The organism is Streptomyces abyssalis (assembly GCF_001751365.1).
Lineage (GTDB): Bacteria > Actinomycetota > Actinomycetes > Streptomycetales > Streptomycetaceae > Streptomyces > Streptomyces abyssalis.
Window position 1 is genome coordinate 656,956 of sequence record NZ_LJGT01000040.1, and the last position, 25,065, is coordinate 682,020.

Below are 25,065 nucleotides of genomic sequence, written 5' to 3' on the forward strand. Positions count from 1 at the left end.
GTCGGCCCTCAGCTCTTGTCACTCGTGCCGTCGGCGGGGGTGGTGGTGCTCGCGGTCGTCGTGCCGGTCGTCGTGCTCGTGTCGAGGGACTCGGTCATGTGCCGCATGAGGAGTTCCTGCGTGGCGTCCTCGCGCGTGACCTCGCCGGTGAGCCGTCCCGCCGACATCGTGTAGATGCGGTCGCACATGCCCAGCAGTTCGGGCAGTTCCGAGGAGATGAAGACGACGGCCTTGCCGTCCGCGGCGAGCTTGTCGATGACCGTGTAGATCTCGTACTTCGCCCCGACGTCGATCCCTCGCGTCGGCTCGTCGAGGATGAGCACCTCGGGCTCGGCGTGGATCCACTTGCTCAGGACGACCTTCTGCTGGTTGCCGCCGCTGAGGCGCTGCACCTGCTCGTGGACCGTCGGCGCCTTGATGTTCATCGACCGGCGGTAGCGCTCCGAGACCCGCCGCTCCTCGTGCTCGTCGACCACACCGCGCCGGGTCAGGCCGCTCAGCGAGGCGAGCGAGATGTTCCGGTTGATGTCGTCGATGAGATTGAGCCCGTAGGTCTTGCGGTCCTCCGTGACGTACGCGATGCCGTGCGAGATCGCCTCCGGGACGGTACGGGTGAGCACCTCCCGCCCCTCGACGGACACGGTTCCGCCCGCGTACTGGCCGTAGGAACGCCCGAAGACGCTCATCGCCAACTCGGTGCGCCCCGCGCCCATCAGGCCGGCGATGCCGACGATCTCCCCGCGCCGCACCTCCAGCGAGACGTCATCGACGACCTTGCGCTGATGGTCGATGGGATGACGCACCGTCCAGCCGGACACCGCCATGGCGACCCGCCCCGCGTTCTCGCCTTCGTACGGGGTGCGTGGCGGGAAGCGCTGGTCCAGGTCGCGGCCGACCATGCCGCGGATGATGCGGTCCTCGGAGATCTCCGGCCGGCCGCCGGGCTGTTCGCGCACCGTGAGGGTCTCGATCGTGCGGCCGTCCCGCAGGATCGTGACGGAGTCGGCGATCTGACGGATCTCGTTCAGCTTGTGCGAGATGACGATGCAGGCGATGCCCTGGTCGCGCAACTCCCGTATCAGTTCCAGAAGTTTGCGGCTGTCCTCGTCGTTGAGCGCGGCCGTCGGCTCGTCGAGGATGAGCAGCTTCACCTCCTTCGACAGCGCCTTCGCGATCTCCACCAGCTGCTGCTTGCCGACACCGATGTCGGCGATGCGTGTCTGCGGCTTGTCCGGCAGGCCGACCCGCTTGAGGAGGGCGTCGGCGCGCCGCAGGGTCTCGCCCCAGCTGATGATGCCCCGGGTGGCGTGCTCGTTGCCGAGGAAGATGTTCTCCGCGAGGGAGAGGTAGGGAACCAGGGCGAGTTCCTGGTGGATGATGACGATGCCGCGCTGCTCGCTCGCGCGTATGTCCTTGAACGCGCAGGGTTCGCCGCCGAAGAGGATCTCACCCTCGTAACTCCCGTGCGGATGCACTCCGCTGAGCACCTTCACCAGCGTCGACTTGCCCGCGCCGTTCTCGCCGCAGACCGCGTGGATCTCACCCGCACGCACCGTCAGATTGACGTCGGAGAGCGCCTTGACGCCGGGGAAGGTCTTGGTGATCCCGCGCATCTCCAGGACGGTGCCGCCGGCCGGCGCCGGCGCCGGCTGCTCCGCGGGGGCCGTCACTTGAGCTCCCCTGCCTTGTAGTAGCCGTCGTCGACGAGCCGCTGGGTGTTGGACTTGTCGATGCTCACCGGCTTCAGCAGATACGACGGGACGACCTTCTTGCCGTTGTCGTAGGTCTTGGTGTCGTTGACCTCGGGCTTCTTGCCCGTCAGCACCGCGTCGCCCATCTGGACGGCCTGCTTGGCGAGTTTGCGGGTGTCCTTGTAGACGGTCTGAGTCTGCTGGTCGCGGATGATCGACTTCACCGACGCCAGCTCGGCGTCCTGGCCGGTCACCACCGGGAAAGGCTTGTCCTTGCTGCCGTATCCGGCGCTCTTGAGGGCGGAGAGGATGCCGATGGAGATGCCGTCGTACGGGGAGAGGACGGCGTCGATGTCCTCCGAGCCGTAGTTCTTGCTCAGCAGGTCGTCCATCCGCTTCTGCGCGGTGCCACCGTCCCAGCGCAGCGTGGTGGTCTGGTTCATCTTCGTCTGCCCGCTGCGGACCTTCACCTGCCCCTTCTCGATGTACGGGCGCAGCACCTTCATGGCCCCGTCCCAGAAGAACTTGGTGTTGTTGTCGTCGGGGGAACCGGCGAAGAGCTCGACGTCGAACTCCTCGTCCTTCTTCTCGTCGAGCTTCAGCTTGTCGACGATGTAGCCGCCCTGCAGCTCGCCGACGCGCTCGTTGTCGAAGGAGGCGTAGTAGTCGACGTTCTCGGTGCCCAGCAGAAGCCGGTCGTAGGAGATGACCGGGATGTCGGCCTCCTTGGCCCGGCGCAGCACGTCCGTCAGCGCGGAACCGTCGATGGCGGCCACCACGAGCAGCCGGTGCCCCTTGGCGATCATGTTCTCGATCTGGGCGACCTGGTTCTCGACCTTGTCGTCGCCGAACTGCAGGTCCGCCTTGTAGCCGGCGGACTTGAACTGCCGTGCCATGTTCCGGCCGTCGGCTATCCAGCGCTCCGAGGACTTGGTCGGCATCGCCAGTCCGACGGTGCCGCCCTTGCCCTTCTCGGCCTTGTAGCGGCTGCCGCCCTTGGCCTCCTGGCCGCAGGCCGCCAGCGAGGCGGTCAGCAGTGCGGCGGCTGCGACCGCGGCCAGCGGTGCGCTTCGTCGCCGCCGCGGAGGTGCGGGCATCCGGGTGCGGGTGCCGGTGCGGATGGAGGTGCGGGTTCCCATGTGTCAGTTCCTCTCGGGGAGGGGGAAACGCTGGAGTGTGCCGGGCAGCCGTGAGCCCAGCGGTGACATGCCGCCGTCGGCGCCGAGCCGGGCGAGCAGATCGAGGGCGAGCCTGCCCCGCCGTACGCGCTCGCGCGCGGTGGCGAGGGTCAGGTCGCGCAGGTGAGCGCCGTACGGATAGATGCCCGGCGCCTTGCTGAGTCCGAACTTGAGGTAGACGGGCGCACCCCGGCGGATCAGTTCGGCCGCGTCGTACATCCGCACATAGCCGCCGAGGTCGTCCGGCGCCTCCAGATAGAAGTCCATCGGGGCGGCGCTGACGCGGCGTATCTCGGTGATCTGCGCGAGCGTCAGATCGGACGGGATGTTGAGGGAGTCGGCCCCCAGGTGCTCGTGCACGCTGTACGCCGCCGGGTTCACCGGACCGATGAGCGCGGACACCTTCAGCGTGGTGTCGGCGGGCAGTTCGCCTTGGGCGCGCAGCCGGTGCAGCGTCCACAGCACGCCCTCGTCGGCCACCAGCAGGCAGCGCACGCCGAGTTCGGCCGCCCGCAGCGCGTCCTCGACACAGCCGGCAACCGCGTCGTGGCCGCGGGCGCGCAGACCGGCGCCGCCGGAGTCGGTCCGGGTGGACGCGCCGACGTCCCAGGTGCCGCGCGGTCCGGTGAAGAGGCACAGCTCGATGTCGTGCCGTGCGCACGCGCCCACCATCTCCGTGATCTCCGCGTCGGTCAGCATCCATACGCCGCTGCCCTGGCTGATGCGGTGCACGGGCACGTCAAGGGACGCTGCCTCCTTCAGTACGGCGGCGAGCGCCTCCGGCCCCTCGCAGGAGGGGACTTCGGTGCGCCAGGCGCCGCCGTCGGGAAAGGCGTGCGGTGAGGCGTCCGCAGGATCGGGCGCCGGGGCGCCCAGGCCCAGGGAATCCAGGGCGACGGCGCCGGGGCGGCGGGGGCCGTGGGAACCGGAAGAACCGGAGGAGGGGCTGGGCACGTTGCTCCTGACGGTAGGGGGCGGGGGTGTCGCTGAAGGGGTGTTGGTTTTCTGTTATCTGTCAGCTGTCAGTCGTCGTCTGTCGTCTGTCGTCTGATGCCTGTCATGTGCCGGAGCAGTACGCCTCCCCGCCCCGGCCCCGGCCGTTTGCGGAGCCACTCGCGGGCTCGCTCGGAGGCCGAGGCCGGGATCAGGGCTTCAAGAGCACCTTCCCGACGGTCGGATCGCCGCTGCCGACGAGGCCGATCGCCTCGCCGAAGGCGGTCAGCGGCAGTTCGTGCGTGATGAGCGGCGCGGGATCGAGCAGCCCGGAGCCGAAGGCCCGTACCGCGTAGGACCACGCCGCCGACGGCGCACCGAAGACCGACCGGACCGTCAGCTGACTGACGGACAGATGGACCGGGTCGATGCCCTGCGAGCCCGGCTCGAACATGCCGGTGAGCACGACCCGGCCACCACGCCTGGCGAGCATGCACGCGTCGTGTGCGGTGCCGGGCGCCCCCGCCGTCTCCACGACCAGGTCGTAGCCCTCCGGGCTGCCAGAACCGCCGAAGCTGTCCTCGGCCCCGGGCGTACGGGCGTGCGTCGCGCCCATCGTCAGGGCCTGCTCCGCACGCTGCTCCCGCGGATCGACGGCCATCAGCTCGGCGGGGGAGTGCGCCGCGAGCAGCTGCACCGCGAGCATCCCCAGGGTTCCCGCACCGAGCACGGCGATCCGCTCGCCGGCCCGCGGCCGCGCCGCCAGCACCGCCGCCGCGACGACCGCCGCGGGTTCCAGCAGCGCGGCCGCCCGCAGATCGGCCTCGTCGGGAAGGAGATGCAGCAGCCGCGCGGGCAGTACGAGCGAATCGGCGAAGGCGCCCGGCCGCGTGAAGCCCGTCTCGTCGTAGCCGCTCGTGCAGAGACTGGTCGCCCCTTCCCGGCAGCGGTCGCAGCGCAGACACGCGCGGAAGCCCTCGGCGACGACCTTGCGTCCGAGGAGCTGAGCGGAGGTCCCCCCGGGCTCGCCAGGGCCGAAGGGGACCGCGCCCTCGCCGACCGCGTCGACGGTCCCCGACCACTCGTGCCCCGGCGTCACCGGGTAGCGGACGTAGCCGGCGGCCCGCGTGCCGTCATAGACCTCGCGGTCGCTGGCGCAGACCCCCGCGGCATGCACGGCCACCCGCACCTCACCGGGCCCGGGCTGCGGCTGCGGTCCGGTGACCAGCCGATGCTCACCGGGCTCGTCGACGACGACGGACCGTACGGACGGTGCGTCCGGCGGAGCGGCAGTCATGCCCGCTCACCCCGCCCGGCCGCCGGGTCACGCTTCTCCCAGCCCTCCGCCCAGAGGTCGAACCGGGCCTGCTGCTGCGGGAATTCGGCCGCCGCGTCGGTGTCCAGCTCGACGCCGAGACCGGGCGCGTCCGGCAGCTCGAAGTAGCCGTCGACGACCTGCGGCGCTCCCTTGACCACCTTCTTGATCTCGGCGTCCGCGAAGTCGTTGAAGTGCTCGAGAATCTTGAAGTTGGGTGTGCAGCCCGCGAGTTGGAGGGACGCCGATGTCAGCACCGGCCCGCCCACGTTGTGCGGCGCGACCAGCGTGTAGTGCGTCTCCGCGGTGGCGGCGAGCTTCCGCGCCTCCAGGATGCCGCCGATGTGGCCCACGTCGGGCTGGATGACGTCGGCGGCCTGTGACTCGAAGAGCTCCCTGAACTCGATGCGGTCGTGGATGCGTTCGCCCGTCGCGACCGGCAGATCCACCTTCTCCGCGACCTTGGCGAGCGCTTTGAGGTTCTCCGGCGGGACCGGCTCCTCCAGCCACGCGGGGCGGAACGGCGCCATCTCGCGCGCCAGCCGTACGGCGGTCGAGGGGCTGAAGCGTCCGTGCATCTCCAGCATCAGCTCCGTCTCCGGTCCGATCGCATCCCTTACGGCCTCGACCAACGAGACCGCATAATGGGTGGCATCGTTGTCAAGCTCCAGATGCCCGGTCCCGAACGGGTCGATCTTCAGGGCCCGGTAGCCCCGCTCGACCACCGCGCCGGCCGCCTTGTGATAGGCCTCGGGCGTCCGCTCGGTGGTGTACCAGCCGTTCGCGTACGCCTTGACCCGGTCGGTGACCCTGCCGCCCAGCAACTGCCACACCGGTACGCCCAGGGCCTTGCCCTTGATGTCCCAGCACGCCATCTCGACGCAGGCGATGCCGGACATCACGATCTCTCCGGCCCGCCCGTAGTCGCCGTACTTCATCCGCCGCACCAGATCCTCGGCCGCGAACGGGTCCGAGCCCGCGATGTGATTGGCCTCCGCCTCGCGCAGATAGCCGAGAAGCGCGTCGGTGTGCCCCAGCATCCGGGTCTCACCGGTGCCTGTGAGGCCTTCGTCGGTGTGGACCCGCACGTACGTCAGATTGCGCCAGGGTGTGCCGACGACGTGGGTGGTGATTCCTGTGATGCGCACGGCATTCGGCCCTTCAGACAGCTCGCTGTTCGAGATTTCGAAGCATGTTCGAAATGCTGACGCGAATGTATTGACGCTGCTGAACCGCCGTCAATGGGTGGTGCACCGGTTTCTTTCGAGACCGCACAGGCCGAACGTACAGGAACGCACAAGAACGCACGCCCGGAGGACCCTTGAGGGTGGGCCGGCTTCTCAGCCGGAGTGCCTCTCCTGCCGCGCGGTGATGCCGCGGTAGGCGAGCTCGGCGAGCTTGCGCTGCCCTGCCTTGCTGGGGTGGAACCAGTCCCAGCGGCTCAGTTCGGTCTGCGTGAAGCGGTATCGGAAGACCGCCCCGCCGTCCCAGCGGCAGCGCAGAAACCTCCCGCACTCCTCCTTCAGCACGGAGTTGTACGCGACCACCCGCTCATGCACCTGCTGACGCCGCTCCCGGGCGGCGGCGGACGTCGACTGCGGGTCGCGCAGCATCGACTGACAGATCCCCAGGCTCCAGACCTGCCCGGCCCACGGGTCGTCGCGCCCCTGGGACCACAGCCGCTTCAGATCGGGCAGGCTCGACACGTACACCTGCGTCCTGGGCCGCGCCTCGTGCAGCGTGCGCAGGGCGGTCCGGAAATCCGCTCGGAAGTCCTCCACCGGCGTCATCTGCTCGACGGTGGGCCGGCAGGCGTCGTTCGCGCCGGCCAGCACCGTCACCAGATCGGGCCGCTTCCGCGCGGCACGCTCCATCTGCTGCGGCAGGCCTGCCATCACGGAGCCGCTGACCGCGAAGTTCCAGCTGTGCTGCTTCGGGGCGTCGTCGATGAGCCGTGCGGCGAGGCTGCGCACCGAGGTGTCCGAGCCGGTGACCCAGGACACGCGGGCACAGTCCGCCAGCAGTGAACAGGCGTCGAAACCCTGGGTGATGGAGTCGCCGACCGCCGCGACGGACTCCGGGTGGCGGTCCCAGGGAGGTGTGGGCGACGGGGAGGGGCGCGTTGCACCAGGAGGGCGCTCCCCGGTCGTGCCCCCGCTTCCGATGCCGTACGCCGCGGCGAGTGCGATACCGCCGATGAGCAGGAGAGCGGCCGAAGCGACCGCGAGGGCCCGTCCACGACGTGTTATCCGGCCGCCGGTGCCCGGGCCGGTGCCCGTGGCCCCGCGTCTCTCCGGCATCTGCCCCCTCGTTCCCCGCTGTCCATACGACGGTACGTCACCGGTCGTCCACCGGCGCGCGATAGCTTTGCCCCATGCTCTCCTGCGAGTTTCGCACCGTGCCCGCATTCGGGAGAGTCCGTTCGGCGACAGCAAAATATTACACCGCGTCACCTCATGTCCCTTTCGGGGAGAATTGGCGCCAATGGTGTTTACTATTCGTAACCTCGGCGCTGATGAAGAAGTGACCGGTGGTGCAGGAGGTCAGGCGCTGACCCGGCGCGTGACCGGCAGGCAGTAGAGGCAGTCCGGCGAAGACGCCCTCGGACCGCACTGGAGGTCCCGGTGACGACACGTGGAGTTCTGTACGTGCACTCCGCGCCCCGCGCGCTGTGCCCGCACGTCGAATGGGCTGTGGCCGGTGTGCTCGGCGCCCGCGTCAGTCTCGACTGGATCAGACAGCCGGCCTCCCCGGGCACCTGGCGTGCGGAGTTCTCCTGGCAGGGCGACCCGGGCACGGCCTCGAAGCTCGCATCCGCGCTGCGCGGCTGGCACCTGCTGCGCTTCGAGGTGACCGCCGAACCCTGTGCCGTCGCCGAGGGCGAGCGCTACAGCTCCACACCCGAGCTGGGGATCTTCCACGCCGTCACCGGTATGCACGGAGACATCCTCATCCCGGAGGACCGGCTGCGCGCCGCGGTGGGCCGTGCCTCGCGCGGTGAGAGCGAACTCGAGGCGGAGATCTCCAAGTTGCTCGGCAAGCCCTGGGACGACGAGCTGGAGCCGTTCCGCTACGCGGGCGAAGGAGCCCCCGTGCGCTGGCTCCACCAGGTCGTCTGAACCGCCCCCGCACCGGCGGGGCAGGCCAGGACCCGGACAGGGCCTAGCCTGCCCCCATGTCCGATCTGCTTTCAGTGGCCGTCCTCGGCACCGGGATCATGGGTGCCCCGATGGCCCGTAACCTGTGCCGCGCCGGCCTCGATGTGCGCGTGTGGAACCGCACGAGAGCCAAGGCGGAGCCCCTTGCCGAAGCCGGTGCCCGGGTGGCAGGCAGCCCCCGCGACGCCGTGGAAGGCGCAGATGTCGTGCTGACGATGCTGCACGACGGGCCCGCCACGGCCGAGACCGTACGTGCCGCGGCACCGGGCCTGCGTTCCGGCACGGCCTGGCTGCAGTGCACCACCGCCGGACTCGACGGGCTGCCGCCACTGGCCGCCCTCGCCGGGGAGTACGGCCTGACCTTCGTCGACGCGCCTGTGCTCGGCACACGGCAGCCCGCTGAGGCGGGGCAGCTGCTCGTGCTCGCGGCCGGGCCCCACGAGGCGCGTCCGGGGATCGAACCCGTGCTGGACGCGATCGGCTCCCGTACGGTCTGGGTCGGCGAGGAGGCGGGCGCGGCCACGCGTCTCAAGCTGGTCTGCAACTCCTGGGTCCTGGCCGTGACTCACGGGACGGTGGAGGCGCTGTCCCTCGCGGACGGTCTGGGGGTCGATCCGCAGGGCTTCCTCGACGCTGTCGAAGGCGGCGCTCTCGACATGGGCTATCTGCGGATCAAGGCGGACGTGATCCGTTCGGGGGATTTCACGCCGAGCTTCGCCGTCGGCACCGCGGAGAAGGACGCGCGGCTCATCGTCGCCGCCGCCGAGGAGGCAGGTTTGCGCCTCGACGTGGCCGCCGCCGGAGCGGAGCGCTTCCGGCGGGCCGCCGGACTCGGGCACGGCGGCGAGGACATGGCGGCCTCGTACTTCGCGAGCTTCCCCGACGGCAAGGAGAAGCGCTCGAAGGGCAGCTGACGGCACGGCATGCATGAGGGGCGGCTCGCCGGGAGCCGCCCCTCACGCGTGTGCGACGTCGTGTGCCGCGTACGGGATCAGACCGTACGGAAGGCCAGTACGACGTTGTGTCCGCCGAAGCCGAAGGAGTTGTTCAGCGCTGCGATGGTGCCTTCGGGCAGGGGGCGGGCCTCGCGGCCGACGATGTCGGCGTCCGCCTCCGGGTCCAGGTTGTTGAGGTTGATCGTCGGCGGGGCCGTGCGGTGGTGCAGGGCGAGGATGGAGGCCACCGTCTCGATGCCGCCCGCACCGCCGAGCAGATGGCCCGTCATCGACTTGGTACCGGAGATGGCCATGTGATCGGTGTCGTCGCCGAAGACCTTGCGCAGCGCCCTCAGTTCGGCGATGTCACCGAGCGGCGTCGAGGTCGCGTGCGCGTTGATGTGCATGATCTCGGCGGGCTTGAGGTCCGTCTGCTCGATGAGGTTCTGCAGCGCGAGCGCGATGCCGTTGCCGCTGGGCTCGGGCTGGGTGATGTGGTGGCTGTCGGCCGAGATGCCCTGGCCGACGGCCTCCGCGTAGATCCGCGCGCCGCGCTTCTTGGCGTGCTCGGCGGACTCCAGCACGACGACGCCCGCGCCCTCGCCCATCACGAAGCCGTTGCGGTCGGTGTCGTAGGGGCGTGAGGCGCCCTCGGGGTCGTCGTTGTCCTTCGACATCGCCATCATGTTGCCGAACGCGGCGATGGGAAGGGGGTGTATGGCGGCCTCGGTGCCGCCGGCCACGACGACGTCCGCACGGCCGCTACGGATCATCTCCACCGCGTAGCCGATCGCCTCGGAACCGGAGGCGCAGGCGCTGACGGGAGTGTGCACACCGGCCCGCGCGTTGACCTCCAGACCGACGTTCGCGCTCGGGCTGTTCGGCATCAGCATCGGCACCGTGTGCGGGGAGACGCGGCGGGCGCCCTTCTCCCGCAGGTTGTCGTACTGCCCGAGCAGCGTGGTGACGCCGCCGATGCCGGAGGCGATGACCGCGCCGAGCCGGTCCGGCGAGACGCTGGCGTCCTCACCGGCCTTGGAGGTGAAGCCCGCGTCCGTCCACGCCTCGCGGGTCGCGATCAGGGCGAACTGCGCCGAGCGGTCCAGCTTGCGTGCCTGCGGACGCGGAATGATCTCCGTGGGCTCCACCGCGATCTCGGCCGCGATGCGGACCGGCAGCTCGGCGGCCCAGTCGTGGCTGAGGAGGGCGACGCCGGAACGTCCGGCGACGAGGCCCTCCCAGGTCGATGCGCTGTCGCCACCCAGCGGTGTGGTTGCGCCGATACCGGTGACGACCACGGAGTGTTGGGTCGTATTCACTGGATTCATGTCTCCACTGGTAGAGGGGGAGCCGTGCGGACCACCCCCGCGCCCCGGTAGGGGCCCGGGGACGCGGCGGATGGCGACGAACGCGTGCGCGTTGTCTCAGCTCTGGTGCTTGAGGATGTACTCGGTCGCGTCGCCCACCGTCTTCAGGTTCTTCACGTCGTCGTCCGGGATCTTGACGCTGAAGCGCTCCTCGGCGGCGACGACGACCTCGACCATGGACAGCGAGTCGACGTCCAGGTCGTCGGTGAAGGACTTGTCCGGCTGGACGTCCTCGGTGGGAATACCGGCGATCTCGTTCACGATCTCTGCGAGACCTGCGACGATCTCTTCCTGCGTGGCGGCCATCTCGGCGCTCCTTCGGGTCTTCTGCGTGGTTGCGAGTTGTCTTCTGCGAGGTCGCCACACATTGCCGTACGGCGCTGTACGGGCTGTGTGGATCTTGCCTAGGGGAGGGTAACTACCGTTGCCGCGTAGACGAGGCCCGCCCCGAAGCCGATGACGAGCGCGGTGTCACCGCTCTTCGCCTCTCCGGTCGCCAGCAGCCGCTCCATCGCGAGCGGAATGGAGGCGGCCGAGGTGTTGCCGGTTGTCTCCACGTCGCGGGCGACCGTGACGTGCTCCGGCAGTTTGAGGGTCTTCACCATCGAGTCGATGATCCGCATGTTGGCCTGGTGCGGGATGAAGACGTCCAGTTCGTCCGGGGTGATCCCGGCGGCGTCGAGGGCCTGCTGGGCCACCTTCGCCATCTCGTAGACGGCCCAGCGGAAGACCGCCTGGCCCTCCTGGCGGATGGCGGGGAACTTCTCGACCTCGCCCTCCCGGTAGGCGTCCCAGGCGACGGTCTGGCTGATGACGTCCGCCTTGTCGCCCTCCGAGCCCCAGACGCTCGGGCCGATGCCGGGCTCGGAGGCCGGGCCGACGATGACGGCGCCCGCGCCGTCCCCGAAGAGGAACGCTGTGGAGCGGTCCGTCAGGTCGGTCAGGTCCGAGAGCCGCTCCGCGCCGACGACGAGCACGTATTCGGCGCTGCCGTCGGCGATCATGCCCTTGGCGAGCGTGAGCCCGTAACCGAAGCCGGCGCAGCCCGCGTTGATGTCGAAGGCGGCGGCCTTGCCCGCGCCCATGCGGTCGGCGATCTCGGTGGCGATCGCAGGGGTCTGCTTGAAGTGCGAGACCGTAGAGATGATCACGGCGCTCACCTGCTGGGGCTGGATGCCGGCGTCGGCGACAGCCTTGCCCGCGGCCTCCAGCGTCATCTCGGCGACGGTCTCGTCGGGACCGGCCCAGTGGCGGCCGGCGATGCCCGAGCGTGAGCGGATCCACTCGTCGGAAGAGTCGATGTGCTTGAGGATCTCTTCGTTCGTCACGACCCGGGTCGGGCGGTAGCCGCCCACGCCGAGGATGCGCGAGTACGGGGAACCCTTGGCGGGCTTGATCTTCGCGGTCATGCTCTCGAGCTCCTTGAGGCTCAGGCGGTCTGCGTGTGCTCGGCGATCAGCTCGCGCGCCGCGTCGAGATCATCGGGGGTCTTCAGTGCCAGGGTGCTCACGCCGGGAAGGCCGCGCTTGGCCAGACCGGTGAGGGTGCCGCCCGGACAGACCTCGATGAGCGCCGTGGCGCCCATCTTCTGGAACGTCTCGGTGCACAGGTCCCAGCGCACGGAGGCCGAGATCTGGTTGACCAAGCGCTGCACGACCTGCCGGCCGTCGTCGACGGCCGCTCCGTCCAGGTTGGAGACGTAGGGAAGCACCGGGTCGTTCACCTGCGCGCCCTCGACGGCGGCGGCGAGGGCGTCGACGGCCGGCGCCATGTGGTGGGTGTGGAAGGCGCCGGCCACCTTCAGCGGGATGACCCGCGCCTTGTCGGGCTTGTCTTCGGCGAGCGTTCCGAGCTGCTCCGCGGTGCCCGCGGCGACGATCTGGCCGCCGCCGTTGATGTTGGCCGCGGTCAGCCCGAGCTTTTCCAAGTGGGCGACGACCGCCTCGGGTTCACCGCCGACCACCGCGGACATGCCGGTGTCGGTGACGGCGGCGGCCTCTGCCATCGCGCGTCCGCGTGCCCGTACGAGCGTCATGGTGTCGGCAGGCGAGAGGACGCCTGCCGTGGCGGCCGCAGCCAGCTCACCCACGCTGTGTCCGGCCACGGCGCCGGCCACGGCGGTCACGTCCCTGCCCTCCAGCAGGGCGTCCGTCGAGACGAGGCTCGCGGCGACGAGCAGAGGCTGCGCGACCGCCGTGTCGCGGATCTCGTCCGCGCCGGCCTCGGTGCCGTAATGCACGAGGTCCATGCCGATGGCGGCCGACCACTCCGCGAGCCTTTCGGCGACGCCGGGGAGTTCGAGCCAGGGAGTCAATAGGCCAGGCTTCTGCGCGCCTTGGCCGGGAGCTACGAGTACGAGCACTCTTTCACTCTCTCCTGTGAGGTGCCTTCCGCGCCGGTACGGAGCGGTACGAAGAACCGGAGGGCAAATTGTCGAGCCCCGACAAAGAGACCCGATCCTGCCTAGGCTCCGTTCGCGAAGTCGCTGAGACGCCCCAGAATCAGCGCGATACGGAGCGTGAAGGCCGAACGGACATCGGACGGCGACCAACCGGTGACGTCAGTCACACGTCGCAGCCGGTAGCGGACGGTGTTGGGGTGTACGAACAACATCCGCGCCGCTCCTTCCAGACTGCTCGCCTGTTCCAGATAGACGCTCAGCGTCTCCAGCAGAGCCGAGCCCGCTTCCTCCAGCGGTCTGTAGATCTCCTCCACCAGAAGCTCCCGCGCGGTGGGGTCGCCGGCCATCGCGCGCTCCGGCAGCAGATCGTCGGCGAGCACCGGGCGCGGGGCGTCCTGCCAGGCCGCGCACGCCCGCAGCCCCGCGGCGGCGGCCTGCGCGGAGCCGGTCGCCGTGAGGAGGTCGCTCACGATCGGGCCGGCCACGACGGGACCCGGCGCGAAGGGCCCGATCAGCGACTTCGCGGTGCGCAGCGGATCGTCGCTGCCGCCCGCGACGACCACGAGGCGGCTGCCGAGAACGCCCGTGAGGACTTGGAGCTTGGCGTGCCGGGCGGCCCGCCGTATGGCCTCGACCGTCAGTTCGCTGTCCCCGTCCGGCGCCGTGCCGAGTACGACGCACACGTGCTCCGGGGCGTTCCAGCCGAGGGCGGCGGCGCGTGAGACGGCGCCCTCGTCGGCCTCGCCGGAGAGGACGGCGTTGACCACGAGCGATTCCAGGCGGGCGTCCCAGGCTCCTCGGGCCTCGGCGGCCTGGGCGTAGACCTGGGCGGTGGCGAAGGCGATCTCGCGTGCGTAGACCAGGAGCGCCTCGCGCAGCACCGACTCGTCACCCGGAGCGGCGACCTCGTCGATCGCCGCCTCGACGACCTCGATCGTCGTGCGTACCAGCTCCACGGTCTGGCGCAGTGTGATGGCCCTGGTCAGTTCGCGCGGTGCGGTGCCGAACACGTCCGTGCTGATGGCCTGCGGCGTCTCCGGATGCCGGAACCACTCGGTGAAGGCCGCGATGCCCGCCTGGGCGACGAGCCCGATCCAGGAGCGGTTCTCCGGGGGCATCGCCCGGTACCACGGGAGCTGCTCGTCCATGCGCGTGATGGCCGCCGCGGCGAGCTTGCCTGAGGACTGCTCCAGGCGCCGCAGGGTCGCGCCGTGCGGGTGCTCGGCGTACTCCGGGCGCTCGTCCGGTGGTGGGTTCGCGGGAGGATCTGTGGATTCGGGCACGTCCCAAGCCTGCCTCATGGGGGTGCGCGCAGGGGGCCGGGGGGCGATGCCGCAGTGCCCGTGCGCGGATTACCGTGGGCTCATGCTTCAGGTGTGGCGGGGGTCCGACCGGTATCGGGGCGGGGACGAGGACGCCGGGATCGACACCCGGCACGCCTTCTCGTTCTCGGGTTTCTACGACCCGGACAACGTCGGCTTCGGGCAGCTCGTGGCCTGCAACGAGGAGCGGCTCGCGCCGGGTGCGGGGTTCCCCGAGCACCCGCACCGGGACGTCGAGATCGTGACCTGGGTGGTCGAGGGGGAGCTGGAGCACATCGACTCGACGGGCCGGACCTCGCGCGTGAGCGCGGGCGACGTCCAGCGGATGGGCGCGGGGCGAGGCGTGCGGCACGTCGAACGCAACGCGGGCACCGGCCCGTTGTGCTTCGTGCAGATGTGGCTGGTGCCCGGCTTCCTCGGCACCGCCTCCGGCGCGGGCGGTGGGGGTGCCGGGAGTGCTGGGAGCGGGCAGCGCGGGAGCGGTGACCGTGGATACCCGCCCGGCGGCGAGGCCGGACACGAGCGGGGACACGAGCCGGAGTACGAGGTCGTGCACGGCATCGCCGACGGCACGCCCTTCGCCGTACCGCGCACGGAGGCGGTGATGCATGTGCGGCGGCTGGGGGAGGGCGAGCGTACGGCGGTGCCCGACGCGGCGTGGGTGTACGTGCACGTGGTGCGCGGCACGGCGGAGATCGGGCCGGCTCCGGGGGAGCGGCTTGCCGCCGGTGACGCCGCCCGCATCACCGACGCCCGTGACCTGGAGGCACGCGGGGCGGGCGGCCCTGTGGAGCTGCTGATGTGGGAGATGCACGCGGAGCCGGAGTACGGCGGCTGAGGCGGATCGCGGCCGGGGTGGGGCGCGGCCGAGGTGTGCGGTGGGGGCGTTGGGACGTCGGCGAACAATGCCGGGATGTCAGCGAACAATGCCGGGATGACGGAGAACAGAGTCGCGATGACAGATTCTGATATCTGTCATCGCGACGTCGTCACCCCCCCCGCCCCCGCGCAGCCGTCACCCGCGCCGCAAATCCACGAGCACCGCGTCCGTGAACGGGGGCCACGCGTCGACCGCCCACTGACCGAAGTCCCGGTCGGTGAGGGCGACGCATGCGGCGCCCGCGTCCGGGTCGGCCCACAGGAAGGTGCCCGATTGCCCGAAGTGGCCGAAGGTGCGGGGCGAGGACGAACTGCCCGTCCAGTGCGGTGACTTGCCGTCCCTGATCTCGAAGCCGAGACCCCAGTCGTTCGGAGACTGGTTCCCGTAGCCCGGAAGTATGCCCTTGAGACCGGGGAAGGCCACCGTGGTCGCTTCGTCAAGGGTGGCCCGGCTCAGCAGGCGCGGCGCGAGGAGCTCGGCGGCGAAGGCGGCCAGGTCGTCCGCGGTGGAGACGGCGTCCTTGGCGGGGGAGCCGGGAAGATCCGTGGACGTCATGCCGAGCGGCTGGAGCACCGCCTCGTGCAGATACTGCGGGAACGGGATCTCGGTGACCTTCGCGATGTGGTCGCCCAGCGCCTCGAAGCCGGCGTTGGAGTAGAGGCGGCGCGTGCCCGGCGCGGCCGTCGGACGGTCCTCGTCGAACGCCAGCCCGGAGGTGTGGGCGAGAAGGTGGCGGACCGTCGAACCCTCGGGCCCGGCGGGTTCGTCCAGTTCCACCGCGCCTTCCTCGACGGCGATCAGCGCGGCGTAGGCGGTGAGGGGCTTGGTCACGGACGCGAGTGCGAATCGCCGGCCGGTGCTGCCGTGGGTCGCGGTGACGGTGGGGGTGCCGGCGCCGGCAGCGGCCTCCGCGGTGTCCGTTCGTGAGACGACGGCGGCGGCAGCGTTCGGAACGGGCCAATTGTCGATCATCCGCAGGCTGTTCATGGGGCCGAGCGTAACGCGGAGCGAATTGGCCCGGATTTTGCGCTTGCCTGGAGTGCACTCGAGGTCCGTAGCGTTCACTTATGACCGTGACGGAGACGGATACGGAGACAGCGGACGAAGCAGCCGAACCGGATGTGTGCGCTGCCCGCGGGCTGCCCCGCCCCAGGCCCGAGGGCCAGGACCGGTACACGATCAGCGAGGTCGCCTCGATCTGCGGGCTGAGCGCGCACACGCTGCGCTGGTACGAGCGGATCGGGCTCATGCCGCACGTGGACAGGTCGCACACGGGGCAGCGGCGCTTCTCGAACCGGGATCTGGACTGGCTGGATCTCGTCGCCAAGCTGCGGCTGACCGGCATGCCGGTGGCGGACATGGTGCGGTACGCCGAACTCGTACGTGCCGGTGACCACACCTGCCCCGAGCGGCATGAACTGCTGGTGGAGACGCGGGAGGACGTTCTGCGCCGCGTCGCCGAGCTGCAGGAGACCCTCGCGGTGCTCAACTACAAGATCGACATCTACGCGGCGTACAAGGTGCCGGAAACGGCTTGAGACACCGGGGCGCATCCGAGACCCGGACGACCCGAGAGGAAAGCATGAGCTCCACGGACAACGGCATGAAGATCGGCACGGCGAGGCTCGGCACGGACGGCCCGGAGGTGGGCGTTCAGGGCCTGGGCTGCATGGGGATGAGCTTCGCCTACGGACCCACGGACGCAGACGAGGCACGCGCGACGCTGGAGCGCGCCCTGGAACTGGGCGTCACGCTCTACGACACCGCGGACATGTACGGAGCGGGCGAGAACGAGAAGTTCATCTCGCCGTTCGTCAGGGCGCACCGCGACGAGATCACCCTGGCCACCAAGTTCGCCATCAGCCTCGACCCGTCCGATCCCACCAAGCGCACCATCCGCAACGACCCGCCGTACGTGCGCCAGTGCGTCGAGGACAGTCTCCGCAGGCTCGGCGTCGACGAGATCGACCTCTATTACATGCACCGGCGCGACGTGGAGGTGCCCGTCGAGGAGTCCGTCGGCGCCATGGCCGAGCTGGTGCGGGAGGGCAAGGTCAGGCACCTGGGACTCAGTGAGGTGACGGCCCGGGAGCTGCGTGCGGCGCAGGCGGTGCACCCCATCGCGGCGCTGCAGTCCGAGTGGTCGCTCTTCAGCCGCGACATCGAGGACAGCGTGGTGGCGGCGGCCGGCGAGCTGGGGATCGCCGTCGTGCCCTACTCGCCGCTCGGACGGGGCTTCCTCACAGGTGCCTTCGCCGACGCCGAGAAGGAGCTCACCAGCGACGACTTCCGCCGCCATCAGCCCCGGTTCACCGGGGACAACGCCGCGGCCAACGCCGCCCTGCTGAAACCGGTCAGGCAGGTCGCGGCCGCGCACGGCGCGACGCCGGGTCAGATCGCGCTGGCCTGGGTGCAGCAGCAGGCGCGGCTGCGGGACGGCCTGACCGTGGTGCCGATCCCCGGCACCCGCAAGCGGTCCAGGGTGGAGGAGAACACGGCAGCGACCCGGATCGAACTCTCGCGTGACGAACTGGAGTTGCTGGAGCCCATCGGAGGCCGGGTGGCGGGGCCGCGCTACGCGGACATGTCGTTCACCTCCGCCGGACGGGAGTGACGGCATTCGCGGTCGGGCGTGAGGGTGGTCATGGCGCCAGCCCCCGTGTGCACAGGCGGGGAGCGGGCTGGGGTGCCGCCCCCGCCGGTGACCGCGGAGCGCACTTCACCGCCTCGTACGAACCGAGCGTGATCGCCGCGAAGTTGGCCAGCGAGTCGGTGCCCGGGGCGAGATAGCCGGTGTGGCCGTCGGCGCGCGCCGAGGAGACGACGCGCGCGCCGAAGCCTTCCGAGACCGGGTCGGTACCGTGTCCGACGCCGAGGACCTGCATGTTCGGCACCCTGCCGATCCAGTCACCGGCGTCGCGGGCGGCCCAGATCCGTACGGGCGTGCCGAGTTCGCGGACCGAGTCCGCGTGCATTCCCGGCGACCCGAAGACGATCAGGTCGGAGGCCTCGCGCCCCGTCAGCCCGCCGGCCGCCCTGCCGCAGACCACGGAGCCGTAGCTGTGGCACAGCACCGTGGGAGCGGGCGCGCCGGTACGGGCGAGACCCCGCAGAAAGCGCTCCAGCCGGGGCGCGCCCGCGGCGGCCAGCCTGGTGGTGGCCGCGTCGGGGCCCAGCCCGACCGGGGTCGTGTATCCGGACCAGGCGATCACGGCCGTACGTGTGCCGGGTGCCACGGACGCCATGCGGGCCCGCAGGGATTCCGCCATGCCGGCGGGGGTTCCGTATCTGTTCGGGCCGCCGCGGTCGAAGTTCGTCAGGTCGATGTCGGACCCCGGCACGAACACGGCCGTGCGCTCGGCGGCGCCGAGATCGCCGTGGACCTCGGCGATCTGGCCGCGACCGCGCGGGTCGAAGGCGAGGATCTGCCGTCCGGGTGTGAGGAGTCGGGCGTAGCGGGCCGCCTTCGCCCGTGCCCGTGCGCGCTCCCGCGGCGTACGGGACGAGTCGCCGGCGTGGTCCCGCTGACGCGTCGACTCGGCACGCAGGGTGCGGCGGTTGGCCGCGTAGCGCAGCTCCGCGGGCGCACCGTCGAGGTTTCCGACCACGAGTGGATGGCGCTGCACCAGGGCCTGCCGCTGCCGGTGGCCGAGGCCTTCGAAAAAGGACCCGATCCGCTCCGGTCGTGCCGTCGCCGGGTCGGGCAGGCGGCGGCCGAGGGTCTCGCCGTCGGCACGCCAGGACGCGGTGCCCGGTGGCGGGCCGGTGACCGGGTGCTGTGTCGACCCCGCGGCCCACCCGGCGGTGGCCGCGACGACGGTGCCCGCGAGTGCCGCGGCGGTCAGAGCTCGCTTCAGCCGGCGCTTCATCCCCGTACTCCCTCCGGCGGCTGCCGGGGAGCCCGGCGGCCTGTCGCGAGGAGAGTCGGACGCGGGTGTGCGGCCGCACGTCACGCCACGGAGCCAACTCCGGGGTGATACCGGGGTACCGGGACACCCTTCCCGGGGAGGAGAGGGGCGGCGGGTCCGTCGTGCTCAGGGTGCGCCCCCCGGGAGACCCGTGCTCAAGTGCTCGGCCTTCGCCCGGAGTTCAGACGCCACAGGGGAGCCTCGGCCGGGAGATTCAGACTTCGCCCGGGGAGACCAGGCCCGACTCGTAGGCGAAGATCACGGCCTGCGCGCGGTCGCGCAGCCGGAGCTTGGCGAAGATGCGGCTCACGTGAGTCTTGACCGTCTGCTCGGCGAGGACGAGGGCGTCGGCGATCTCAGTGTTGGAACGGCCGCGTGCGATCAGTTCCAGCACCTCTGTCTCACGGTCCGTCAGGCCGTTGAGCCGCAGTTCGCGCGATGCGGACGGTGCCGGGCGCTGCCGTGCGAAGTCGGCGATGAGGCGCCGGGTGACCGAGGGCGCGAGCAGCGCCTCGCCCTCCGCCACGATGCGTACGGCGGCGATGAGGTCGGCCGGCGGGGCGTCCTTGAGCAGGAAGCCGCTGGCTCCTGCGCGCAGGGCCTCGTAGACGTAGTCGTCGACGTCGAAGGTGGTCAGCATCAGGACCTTGGGACGGTGGGCGCTCCCGGCTCCGGCCGCGGAACCCGCTCCGGAACCGGCTCGCGGCGCGTGACCGGACCCGGCTCCGAGGAGCTTCCTGGCTGCCTCCAGCCCGTCCATCTCCGGCATGCGGACGTCCATGAGGACCACGTCGGGGTGTGTACGCCCGCACAGTTCGACGCCCTGCGCCCCGTCCGCGGCCTCGCCCACCACGTCGATGTCGGACTGCGCGGCGAGGAGCGCGGCGAAGCCCGCCCGCACCATGGCCTGGTCGTCGACGATGATCACGCGGGTCGTCATGAGGGCGTGGGGTCCTTCCCGTCCGGTGGGGCGGTGTGGTTCAGAGGTATGCGGGCGGCGACGCGGAAGCCGCCGTCGGGCAGTGGGCCGGTGTCGAGCGTGCCGCCGACGAGCCGGACGCGTTCGCGCATGCCCACCAGGCCGTGTCCCGTGCCGGTGGTCTCCAGGGGCGGTCCGGCGGGACCGGAGGCGCGGCCGTTGACGATCAGTACGGTCAGGGCACCGGCTGTCGCGTCAGCACGGGCACCGGAACCGGCACCCGCATCGGCCCCGGAATCGGCACGTGCGCCGCGGCCACCCGCACCGGCATCCGCGGTCCGGCCTTCCGCAGCCGTCACCGATACGCGGGCCGGCGCCCCGGGCGCATGCCGTACGACATTGGCGAGGGCCTCCTGCACTATCCGGTACACGGACAGCTGCACCGCCTGCGGGAGCCCGGACAGCCCTTCCTCCACGGCGAGTTCGGTGGGTACGCCTGCCCGTACGGTCGCCTCCGCCAGCTGACCGAGCCGGTCCAGCCCCGGCTGCGGCGCGCGCTCACCGCCGGCTTCCTCGCTGCGCAGGACTCCCAGCAGCCGCCGCATCTCCGACAGCGACTCGCGCGCTGTCCCGGCGATGGCGCCGAACTCCTCCCGCGCCTCGTGCGGCAGCCCGCTCAGCCGGTACGGCGCACTGTCTGCCTGGACGGAGATCACCGACATGTGGTGTGCGACGACGTCGTGCAGTTCCCGTGCGATACGGGCCCGCTCCTCCAGCAGCGTGCGACGGGCGCGCTCCGCCTCGCTGATCGTCTCCTGTTCGGCCAGCCGCCGCTGCGCGTCCGTACGTTCGCGAACCGCTCCGAACACGAGCAGCACGACCCCGCTCAGCACGGTCAGCAGCACGTTCGTACCGTCGCTGCGGTCCTGCGCGAGGAAGCCGAGCCCGAGTGAGAGGACGAGCGTGACCGTCCACACGGCGACGATCGTGCTGCGGCGCTCCCGCAGCCCGAGCGCCAGGCACAGCACGAGATAGCCGACGATCACCGTCGGCGGCCACGGCCACGAGTGCTGCCCGGGCGGGGTGAAGAGCAACAGCAGGGCGCCGGCCGTATCGGCGATGATCACGATCCACCAGGCCTGCAGCGGCCGCGTGACGGCGAGAAGCAGGGGCCCGGCCTGTGCGAAGGCCAGGGAGACCGCGATCGCGCCGGGCAGCCCGTAGTCCTCCGAAAGCACCGTGGAGGTGACGGGAATCAGTACGGCGGCGAGCCCGAGGACCAGTGCGTACGCCCAGCGTCGTCCCCGCCGTCCGGAAACCGGCGCGGGCGGACGGACACCTGGGCCGGCGGGCGTCGTGAGCGCCGCCCAGAAGCCGTGCAGCCCGTGCAGCCCGTGCAGCAGAGTCCGCACGGGCGGCGGCCAGGTCTGCCGCTGGGCCGGCCCGCGTGACGGCTCGCTGGGCGGGACCCCCGGCGAACCGGGCGGACCCGGTGCCTCCGGGGAGGTGGAGGCGTTCATCGCACATCAAGGCTATGGCGCGGCCGACGGCCGCACGTCATACGTGAGTACCGGGTGCGAGGGCGCGCACCCCTACGGCAGTAGGGGACGCCGACGCCCGGTGCCGGTGCCGGTGCCGGTGCCGGTGGCGCTGCCGGTGCCGGTCGGTACCGCGCCGTGCCCCCGCGACCGGCCACCGGCGCGCACGCCCGGCGCTCAGAGTTCCGAGAGCAGGTCGGCCTTCTTCTTCGCGAACTCCTCGTCCGTCACGAGGCCCGCCTCATGCAGCTCCCCGAGGTGCCGTATGCGTTCCGCGATGTCCGCGGGATCGGCACGGCTGCCGGAGTGCCGGGCGCCGCGGGAGGAACGCGACTGGGCCGAGGCCCCGGTCACGGCTGCCGGCTCCGCGGCCCGCAGGGCCTCCAGCACCGACGCGGCGAAGGGCAGGGACTCGTGCACCAGGCCGTAACCGGTGCCGAAGACCACGGACGCGGGGTCCTTGTCCGGCTCGCCGTGCTCCGGCGGCCTGCCGCCGCGTCGCAGTACGCGCAGATGGCCGGCGGCGAACTCCGGCGAGCGCCACTCGACCCCCTCCAGCTCGTCCACCTGGAAGCTCTGGTCTCCCGCCTTCCACTTGCTGGAGGAGGCGCCCGTCCAGAACCAGCGGAAGTAGACCGTGCTGCCGTCGAAGGAGGCCTTGCCGTCGTAGGCCTTGAAACTGTGCGGGGCCGCCGGGGCCGCGACGAGGTGGTGCTCGGCGGGCTTGTCGGCGTCCGCGCCCAGGACCGCGCGCAGCTCGGTGGCGTAGTAGTCGGCGAGCGTCTCGCGCTCGGCGGGCAGGACCAGCCGGTAGGGGTCACAGCCGTCCTTGAGCTGCCCGGCCGCGGCCTCCAGCAGCGGATCGGCGCCCGTGCGTGGCTCGGCGCGCAGCACGACGGTCCCACGCTTGCCACCGGGTGTGAGCTCGACGCTGCTCAGCGCCTCGTACGGGACGCGCCGCTCCCCGAGCACGTGGAAGAGCTTCGGTGTGCGGATCCCCCGTTCGAAGCGGATGAGCACGGAGTCGGCTTCGAACTCCCAGGTGGAGTGAATTCCAGCCAGTACGTCACCCATGCGGCCCATCGTATGCGCGAGCAGCCCGCACGTCCCCCTCCTCGACGCTACGCGCGTAATTGCCTGTCCATACCGGGCATATGCGTGCACGTGTATGCGCGTGCCGGGCTGTGCGCGGCGCCTCAGGCGTCGTCGTCGGCGGGGTCATATGCGGGTCGTACGGCGGTCGTACAGCGGTCGAATGCACCGGGCGTACGCCGGGCCGGGCGCGCCGCCGGAACCCGGCGGAGCCGTGTGCTCCGGCCGCCCCGGGATTCGCTACAAGGTTCTCTTCGGTGTGCCGATACAGCCCGGGTCGCTGTCCGCGCAGTTGACGGCGTTGTACGAACCGGTTGCGATCCCGGCGAAGTTGTCCAGGCTCCCCGTGCCCGGCACGTAGTAGCCCGTGTGCCCGAGCGCGCCGTTCGCGGAGAGCCTGCGCGCACCGAATCCGGGGGAGACGGGGTCGGCGCCGTGGCCGAGGCCCCCGACCTCCATGTGCGGCACGTCGGCGATCCAGTCGTCCTCGTCGCGCACCGCCCAGATGTTGGCGTCGGTGCCGAGGTCGTCGGCGTGGTCCACGCGCATCCCCGGGCTTCCCGAGACCGCGATGTCGGTGACGCGCTCCGGCAGCTCGTCCGCGGCCTCACCGCAGACGACCGAGCCGTAACTGTGGCAGAACAGGGCGACGTGCGGGCTGTGCAGCCCCTGCACGAAGTTCTCCAGCCGCTCCGCCCCGTCCTCGGCGAGGCTGCCGGAGGCGGCGTCGACGCCGAGGCCGGTCGGGCTGGTGTAGTCGGCCCAGGCGACGGTCGCCGTGGAGGTGCCCGGCGCCTCTGTGCGCTGCTTCTCCTGCAGCGCGCGCGCCATGCCCGCGGGTGCGGCGTAGGGGCGGTCGGACCTCTCGAACGTCAGCAGGTTGGTGTCCACGCCGGGCACGACGACCGACACCCGCTGCGCCCGGTCCAGGTCCCCGAAGGCCTCGGCCGCGCGGCCGCGTCCCGTCGGGTCGAAGGCGAGGATCTGCCGCCCCGGTTCGAGCATCGACTCGAAGCGCTCCATCCGGCTGCTCGCGTTCTGCCGCCCCTCCTCGGTCAGCCGCTGGTCGTTCACGCGCGCACGCTCCACGTCCCGGGCCTCGGTGAGCGCCTTGTGGTTGGCGCTGTAGCGCAGCTGGACGGGAGCACCGCCCAGGTTTCCCACGACGAGCGGATGGCGTTCGGCGAGCCGCTGCTGCTGGGCGGGGTCGAGCGAGCGGAAGAACCTGGCGACGGCACCGGGCCCGTCGTCAGGGGAGGGCAGCTGCCGTCCAGCGACGGACCCCTTCTCCCATGCGAGCAGGGCGGCGGCGTACGGGCCGGGGGCGGCGTCGTTCTCACGGATCGCGGTCCACCCCGTCGTGGCCAGCAGGACCAGCACCACCACCAGCGCGAGCACCGTGCGCCAGAAAGCCGTGCCCGGGGCTCCCGGGTGCGGGAGGCCTGATCCGGACAGAGGGTTGCTGAGGGCCGGGAAGGAAGAAGTCACTGGGCAGCAACCCTAGGAGACCGGGGGGAGTGCTCGTGCACGCCGTGACCCATCTCACGTTTCACCATGCCTGATTGGGTCAGTTCCGTGAGCTCCGGGGCGGGTGGGGTGCGGGGGGTGTGTGCAGGCGTTTCCTGCCGGGTCCGGTCCGGGTCCGGGTCCGGGTCCGGGTCCGGGAAGGGCGAGCAGCCCGCGAGGTGGCCCGGGCCGAAGGTGGGGCTGGCGGGTCAGCCTGAGGAGGCTCCGCCCCAGTCGTCGGAGAGGGCGGGCCCCAGCTGCTCCACGTACGACTCGACGGCCTGCTGCGCCGCGCTCACCGTGAGGTCCCCGCGGAGGCTCCAGTGGCGGAAGGCGGCACGCATCACACCGGAGAACGCGGCGACCAGGACCCGGGGTCTGGAGTCGGTGCCGGGGTCCAGGCCCTCGCGCCGCGCGATCTCGGCGGTGAGCCGCTCCTCCAGTTCCACCGCGTGCCGGAGCTGGGCGGCGGCGAGGGCGGGCGTCGACTCGGTGATCTGCCACATCCGCATGTAGAGCGGGAGCGGTACGACCTCTTCGATGGCTTCCCCGATGCTCTCCCAGGTCTCCTCCAGCGTGCTGCGCAGCACCTGAACGGGAGCTCCGCCGGGCGGGCGCCGGCTCAGCGCCTCCACGTACCGCTCCGAGACGAGCGCCTGAAGGGAGAGGGCCACCTCCTCCTTGCTCGCGAAATAGCGGAAGAAGGTGCGCTGCGAGACGTCGACGGCGGCGACGATCTCGTCGACGGTGGTCTCCTCGTACCCCTTCTCGACGAAGAGTTCGTGCGCGGCGCGGACGAGCGAGTCCCGGGTGCGCTGCTTCTTGCGCTCACGCAGACCGGTCACTTCGGCCACCTCCCAGTGGTTCGGGATACGGGTGCTGGTGCTGGTACGGGCACGGGCACGGATTGCGGGGACGGGCG

23 protein-coding genes are annotated in these 25,065 nt (G+C 71.1%); 5 read left to right on the forward strand and 18 right to left on the reverse strand.

Annotated features, from left to right (window positions below; genetic code table 11):
- Positions 1-8: 8 nt before the first annotated feature.
- The 6 genes from mmsA to AN215_RS17770 form a co-directional block, all read right to left on the reverse strand.
- Entirely contained in the window at positions 9-1,613 is a 1,605-nt protein-coding gene (mmsA, locus tag AN215_RS17745) for a multiple monosaccharide ABC transporter ATP-binding protein (RefSeq protein ID WP_079123253.1), read from the reverse strand.
- Between the two features lie 53 nt (positions 1,614-1,666).
- Positions 1,667-2,788 (reverse strand): multiple monosaccharide ABC transporter substrate-binding protein, encoded by a 1,122-nt coding sequence (gene chvE / locus AN215_RS17750; RefSeq protein ID WP_070012064.1) that lies wholly within the window; start codon positions 2,786-2,788, stop codon positions 1,667-1,669.
- A 45-nt stretch (positions 2,789-2,833) separates the two neighbouring features.
- Positions 2,834-3,823 (reverse strand): hypothetical protein, encoded by a 990-nt coding sequence (locus AN215_RS17755; protein ID WP_070011708.1) that lies wholly within the window; start codon positions 3,821-3,823, stop codon positions 2,834-2,836.
- A 190-nt stretch (positions 3,824-4,013) separates the two neighbouring features.
- Positions 4,014-5,099 (reverse strand): zinc-dependent alcohol dehydrogenase, encoded by a 1,086-nt coding sequence (locus AN215_RS17760; protein WP_070011709.1) that lies wholly within the window; start codon positions 5,097-5,099, stop codon positions 4,014-4,016.
- A complete protein-coding gene (locus AN215_RS17765; RefSeq protein WP_070011710.1) occupies positions 5,096-6,265 on the reverse strand; it encodes a mandelate racemase/muconate lactonizing enzyme family protein in 1,170 nt (389 codons plus the stop codon). Before AN215_RS17765 ends, AN215_RS17760 begins: the two co-directional genes overlap by 4 nt.
- 192 nt (positions 6,266-6,457) lie before the next feature.
- Positions 6,458-7,417: a GDSL-type esterase/lipase family protein gene (locus AN215_RS17770; protein ID WP_070011711.1), complete on the reverse strand. Its 960-nt coding sequence runs from the start codon at positions 7,415-7,417 to the stop codon at positions 6,458-6,460.
- Between the two features lie 324 nt (positions 7,418-7,741).
- On the opposite strand from AN215_RS17770, the gene AN215_RS17775 reads away from it, so the two are divergent.
- Positions 7,742-8,236, forward strand: a complete 495-nt coding sequence (locus tag AN215_RS17775) for a DUF3145 domain-containing protein (protein WP_070011712.1) — start codon at positions 7,742-7,744, stop codon at positions 8,234-8,236.
- Between the two features lie 56 nt (positions 8,237-8,292).
- Positions 8,293-9,189: an NAD(P)-dependent oxidoreductase gene (locus AN215_RS17780; protein ID WP_070011713.1), complete on the forward strand. Its 897-nt coding sequence runs from the start codon at positions 8,293-8,295 to the stop codon at positions 9,187-9,189.
- 77 nt (positions 9,190-9,266) lie between these two features.
- Here the strand turns inward: AN215_RS17780 and fabF are convergent, their stop codons facing one another.
- The 5 genes from fabF to AN215_RS17805 form a co-directional block, all read right to left on the reverse strand.
- Positions 9,267-10,529 carry a beta-ketoacyl-ACP synthase II gene (fabF, locus tag AN215_RS17785; protein ID WP_171904214.1) on the reverse strand — a complete coding sequence of 421 codons (1,263 nt, stop codon included), beginning with the start codon at positions 10,527-10,529 and terminating at the stop codon, positions 9,267-9,269.
- Positions 10,530-10,634: 105 nt separating this feature from the next.
- The gene (locus AN215_RS17790) at positions 10,635-10,883 is read right to left on the reverse strand and encodes an acyl carrier protein (protein ID WP_028434988.1); all 249 of its coding nucleotides are present in this window, start codon (positions 10,881-10,883) and stop codon (positions 10,635-10,637) included.
- A gap of 98 nt (positions 10,884-10,981) precedes the next feature.
- Positions 10,982-11,986 (reverse strand): ketoacyl-ACP synthase III, encoded by a 1,005-nt coding sequence (locus AN215_RS17795; RefSeq protein ID WP_070011715.1) that lies wholly within the window; start codon positions 11,984-11,986, stop codon positions 10,982-10,984.
- 20 nt (positions 11,987-12,006) lie between these two features.
- Positions 12,007-12,939 (reverse strand): ACP S-malonyltransferase, encoded by a 933-nt coding sequence (locus AN215_RS17800; protein ID WP_070011716.1) that lies wholly within the window; start codon positions 12,937-12,939, stop codon positions 12,007-12,009.
- 101 nt (positions 12,940-13,040) lie between these two features.
- Positions 13,041-14,279: a PucR family transcriptional regulator gene (locus AN215_RS17805; protein ID WP_070011717.1), complete on the reverse strand. Its 1,239-nt coding sequence runs from the start codon at positions 14,277-14,279 to the stop codon at positions 13,041-13,043.
- Positions 14,280-14,343: 64 nt separating this feature from the next.
- Between AN215_RS17805 and AN215_RS17810 the strand changes: the two genes are divergently transcribed.
- Complete coding sequence (locus AN215_RS17810) at positions 14,344-15,138, forward strand: pirin family protein (protein WP_070011718.1); 795 nt, start codon at positions 14,344-14,346, stop codon at positions 15,136-15,138.
- A gap of 177 nt (positions 15,139-15,315) precedes the next feature.
- On the opposite strand, the gene AN215_RS17815 is transcribed toward AN215_RS17810, so the two are convergent.
- Positions 15,316-16,167, reverse strand: a complete 852-nt coding sequence (locus tag AN215_RS17815) for a serine hydrolase domain-containing protein (RefSeq protein ID WP_070011719.1) — start codon at positions 16,165-16,167, stop codon at positions 15,316-15,318.
- Positions 16,168-16,247: 80 nt separating this feature from the next.
- Here AN215_RS17815 and AN215_RS17820 point away from each other — a divergent pair, with 80 nt between their 5' ends.
- Both AN215_RS17820 and AN215_RS17825 read left to right on the forward strand, forming a co-directional pair.
- Entirely contained in the window at positions 16,248-16,718 is a 471-nt protein-coding gene (locus tag AN215_RS17820; RefSeq protein ID WP_070011720.1) for a MerR family transcriptional regulator, read from the forward strand.
- A gap of 44 nt (positions 16,719-16,762) precedes the next feature.
- Entirely contained in the window at positions 16,763-17,794 is a 1,032-nt protein-coding gene (locus AN215_RS17825) for an aldo/keto reductase (RefSeq protein WP_070011721.1), read from the forward strand.
- Positions 17,795-17,822: 28 nt separating this feature from the next.
- On the opposite strand, the gene AN215_RS17830 is transcribed toward AN215_RS17825, so the two are convergent.
- The 6 genes from AN215_RS17830 to AN215_RS17855 form a co-directional block, all read right to left on the reverse strand.
- Positions 17,823-19,049 carry an alpha/beta hydrolase gene (locus AN215_RS17830; RefSeq protein ID WP_070011722.1) on the reverse strand — a complete coding sequence of 409 codons (1,227 nt, stop codon included), beginning with the start codon at positions 19,047-19,049 and terminating at the stop codon, positions 17,823-17,825.
- A 253-nt stretch (positions 19,050-19,302) separates the two neighbouring features.
- Positions 19,303-20,028 (reverse strand): response regulator, encoded by a 726-nt coding sequence (locus AN215_RS17835; RefSeq protein WP_070011723.1) that lies wholly within the window; start codon positions 20,026-20,028, stop codon positions 19,303-19,305.
- A complete protein-coding gene (locus tag AN215_RS17840) occupies positions 20,025-21,527 on the reverse strand; it encodes a sensor histidine kinase (RefSeq protein ID WP_070011724.1) in 1,503 nt (500 codons plus the stop codon). Before AN215_RS17840 ends, AN215_RS17835 begins: the two co-directional genes overlap by 4 nt.
- A gap of 195 nt (positions 21,528-21,722) precedes the next feature.
- Positions 21,723-22,628 (reverse strand): DUF4429 domain-containing protein, encoded by a 906-nt coding sequence (locus AN215_RS17845; protein ID WP_079123157.1) that lies wholly within the window; start codon positions 22,626-22,628, stop codon positions 21,723-21,725.
- Between the two features lie 249 nt (positions 22,629-22,877).
- Positions 22,878-24,092, reverse strand: a complete 1,215-nt coding sequence (locus AN215_RS17850) for an alpha/beta hydrolase (RefSeq protein ID WP_171904242.1) — start codon at positions 24,090-24,092, stop codon at positions 22,878-22,880.
- A 260-nt stretch (positions 24,093-24,352) separates the two neighbouring features.
- Positions 24,353-24,988 (reverse strand): TetR/AcrR family transcriptional regulator, encoded by a 636-nt coding sequence (locus AN215_RS17855; protein WP_079123158.1) that lies wholly within the window; start codon positions 24,986-24,988, stop codon positions 24,353-24,355.
- Positions 24,989-25,065 lie beyond the last annotated feature (77 nt).

Excerpts from the sequence above, each read along its gene's own strand:
- AN215_RS17810 (WP_070011718.1), top strand. The coding sequence starts at position 14,344 with ATGCTTCAGGTGTGGCGGGGGTCCGACCGGTATCGGGGCGGGGACGAG.
- AN215_RS17770 (WP_070011711.1), bottom strand. The coding sequence starts at position 7,417 with ATGCCGGAGAGACGCGGGGCCACGGGCACCGGCCCGGGCACCGGCGGC.
- AN215_RS17760 (WP_070011709.1), bottom strand. The coding sequence starts at position 5,099 with ATGACTGCCGCTCCGCCGGACGCACCGTCCGTACGGTCCGTCGTCGTC.
- AN215_RS17780 (WP_070011713.1), top strand. The coding sequence starts at position 8,293 with ATGTCCGATCTGCTTTCAGTGGCCGTCCTCGGCACCGGGATCATGGGT.
- mmsA (WP_079123253.1), bottom strand. The coding sequence starts at position 1,613 with ATGCGCGGGATCACCAAGACCTTCCCCGGCGTCAAGGCGCTCTCCGAC.
- AN215_RS17820 (WP_070011720.1), top strand. The coding sequence starts at position 16,248 with ATGACCGTGACGGAGACGGATACGGAGACAGCGGACGAAGCAGCCGAA.
- AN215_RS17790 (WP_028434988.1), bottom strand. The coding sequence starts at position 10,883 with ATGGCCGCCACGCAGGAAGAGATCGTCGCAGGTCTCGCAGAGATCGTG.
- AN215_RS17835 (WP_070011723.1), bottom strand. The coding sequence starts at position 20,028 with ATGACGACCCGCGTGATCATCGTCGACGACCAGGCCATGGTGCGGGCG.
- AN215_RS17845 (WP_079123157.1), bottom strand. The coding sequence starts at position 22,628 with ATGGGCCGCATGGGTGACGTACTGGCTGGAATTCACTCCACCTGGGAG.
- AN215_RS17805 (WP_070011717.1), bottom strand. The coding sequence starts at position 14,279 with ATGAGGCAGGCTTGGGACGTGCCCGAATCCACAGATCCTCCCGCGAAC.
- AN215_RS17840 (WP_070011724.1), bottom strand. The coding sequence starts at position 21,527 with ATGAACGCCTCCACCTCCCCGGAGGCACCGGGTCCGCCCGGTTCGCCG.
- AN215_RS17825 (WP_070011721.1), top strand. The coding sequence starts at position 16,763 with ATGAGCTCCACGGACAACGGCATGAAGATCGGCACGGCGAGGCTCGGC.
- AN215_RS17795 (WP_070011715.1), bottom strand. The coding sequence starts at position 11,986 with ATGACCGCGAAGATCAAGCCCGCCAAGGGTTCCCCGTACTCGCGCATC.
- chvE (WP_070012064.1), bottom strand. The coding sequence starts at position 2,788 with ATGCCCGCACCTCCGCGGCGGCGACGAAGCGCACCGCTGGCCGCGGTC.
- AN215_RS17830 (WP_070011722.1), bottom strand. The coding sequence starts at position 19,049 with ATGAAGCGCCGGCTGAAGCGAGCTCTGACCGCCGCGGCACTCGCGGGC.
- AN215_RS17815 (WP_070011719.1), bottom strand. The coding sequence starts at position 16,167 with ATGAACAGCCTGCGGATGATCGACAATTGGCCCGTTCCGAACGCTGCC.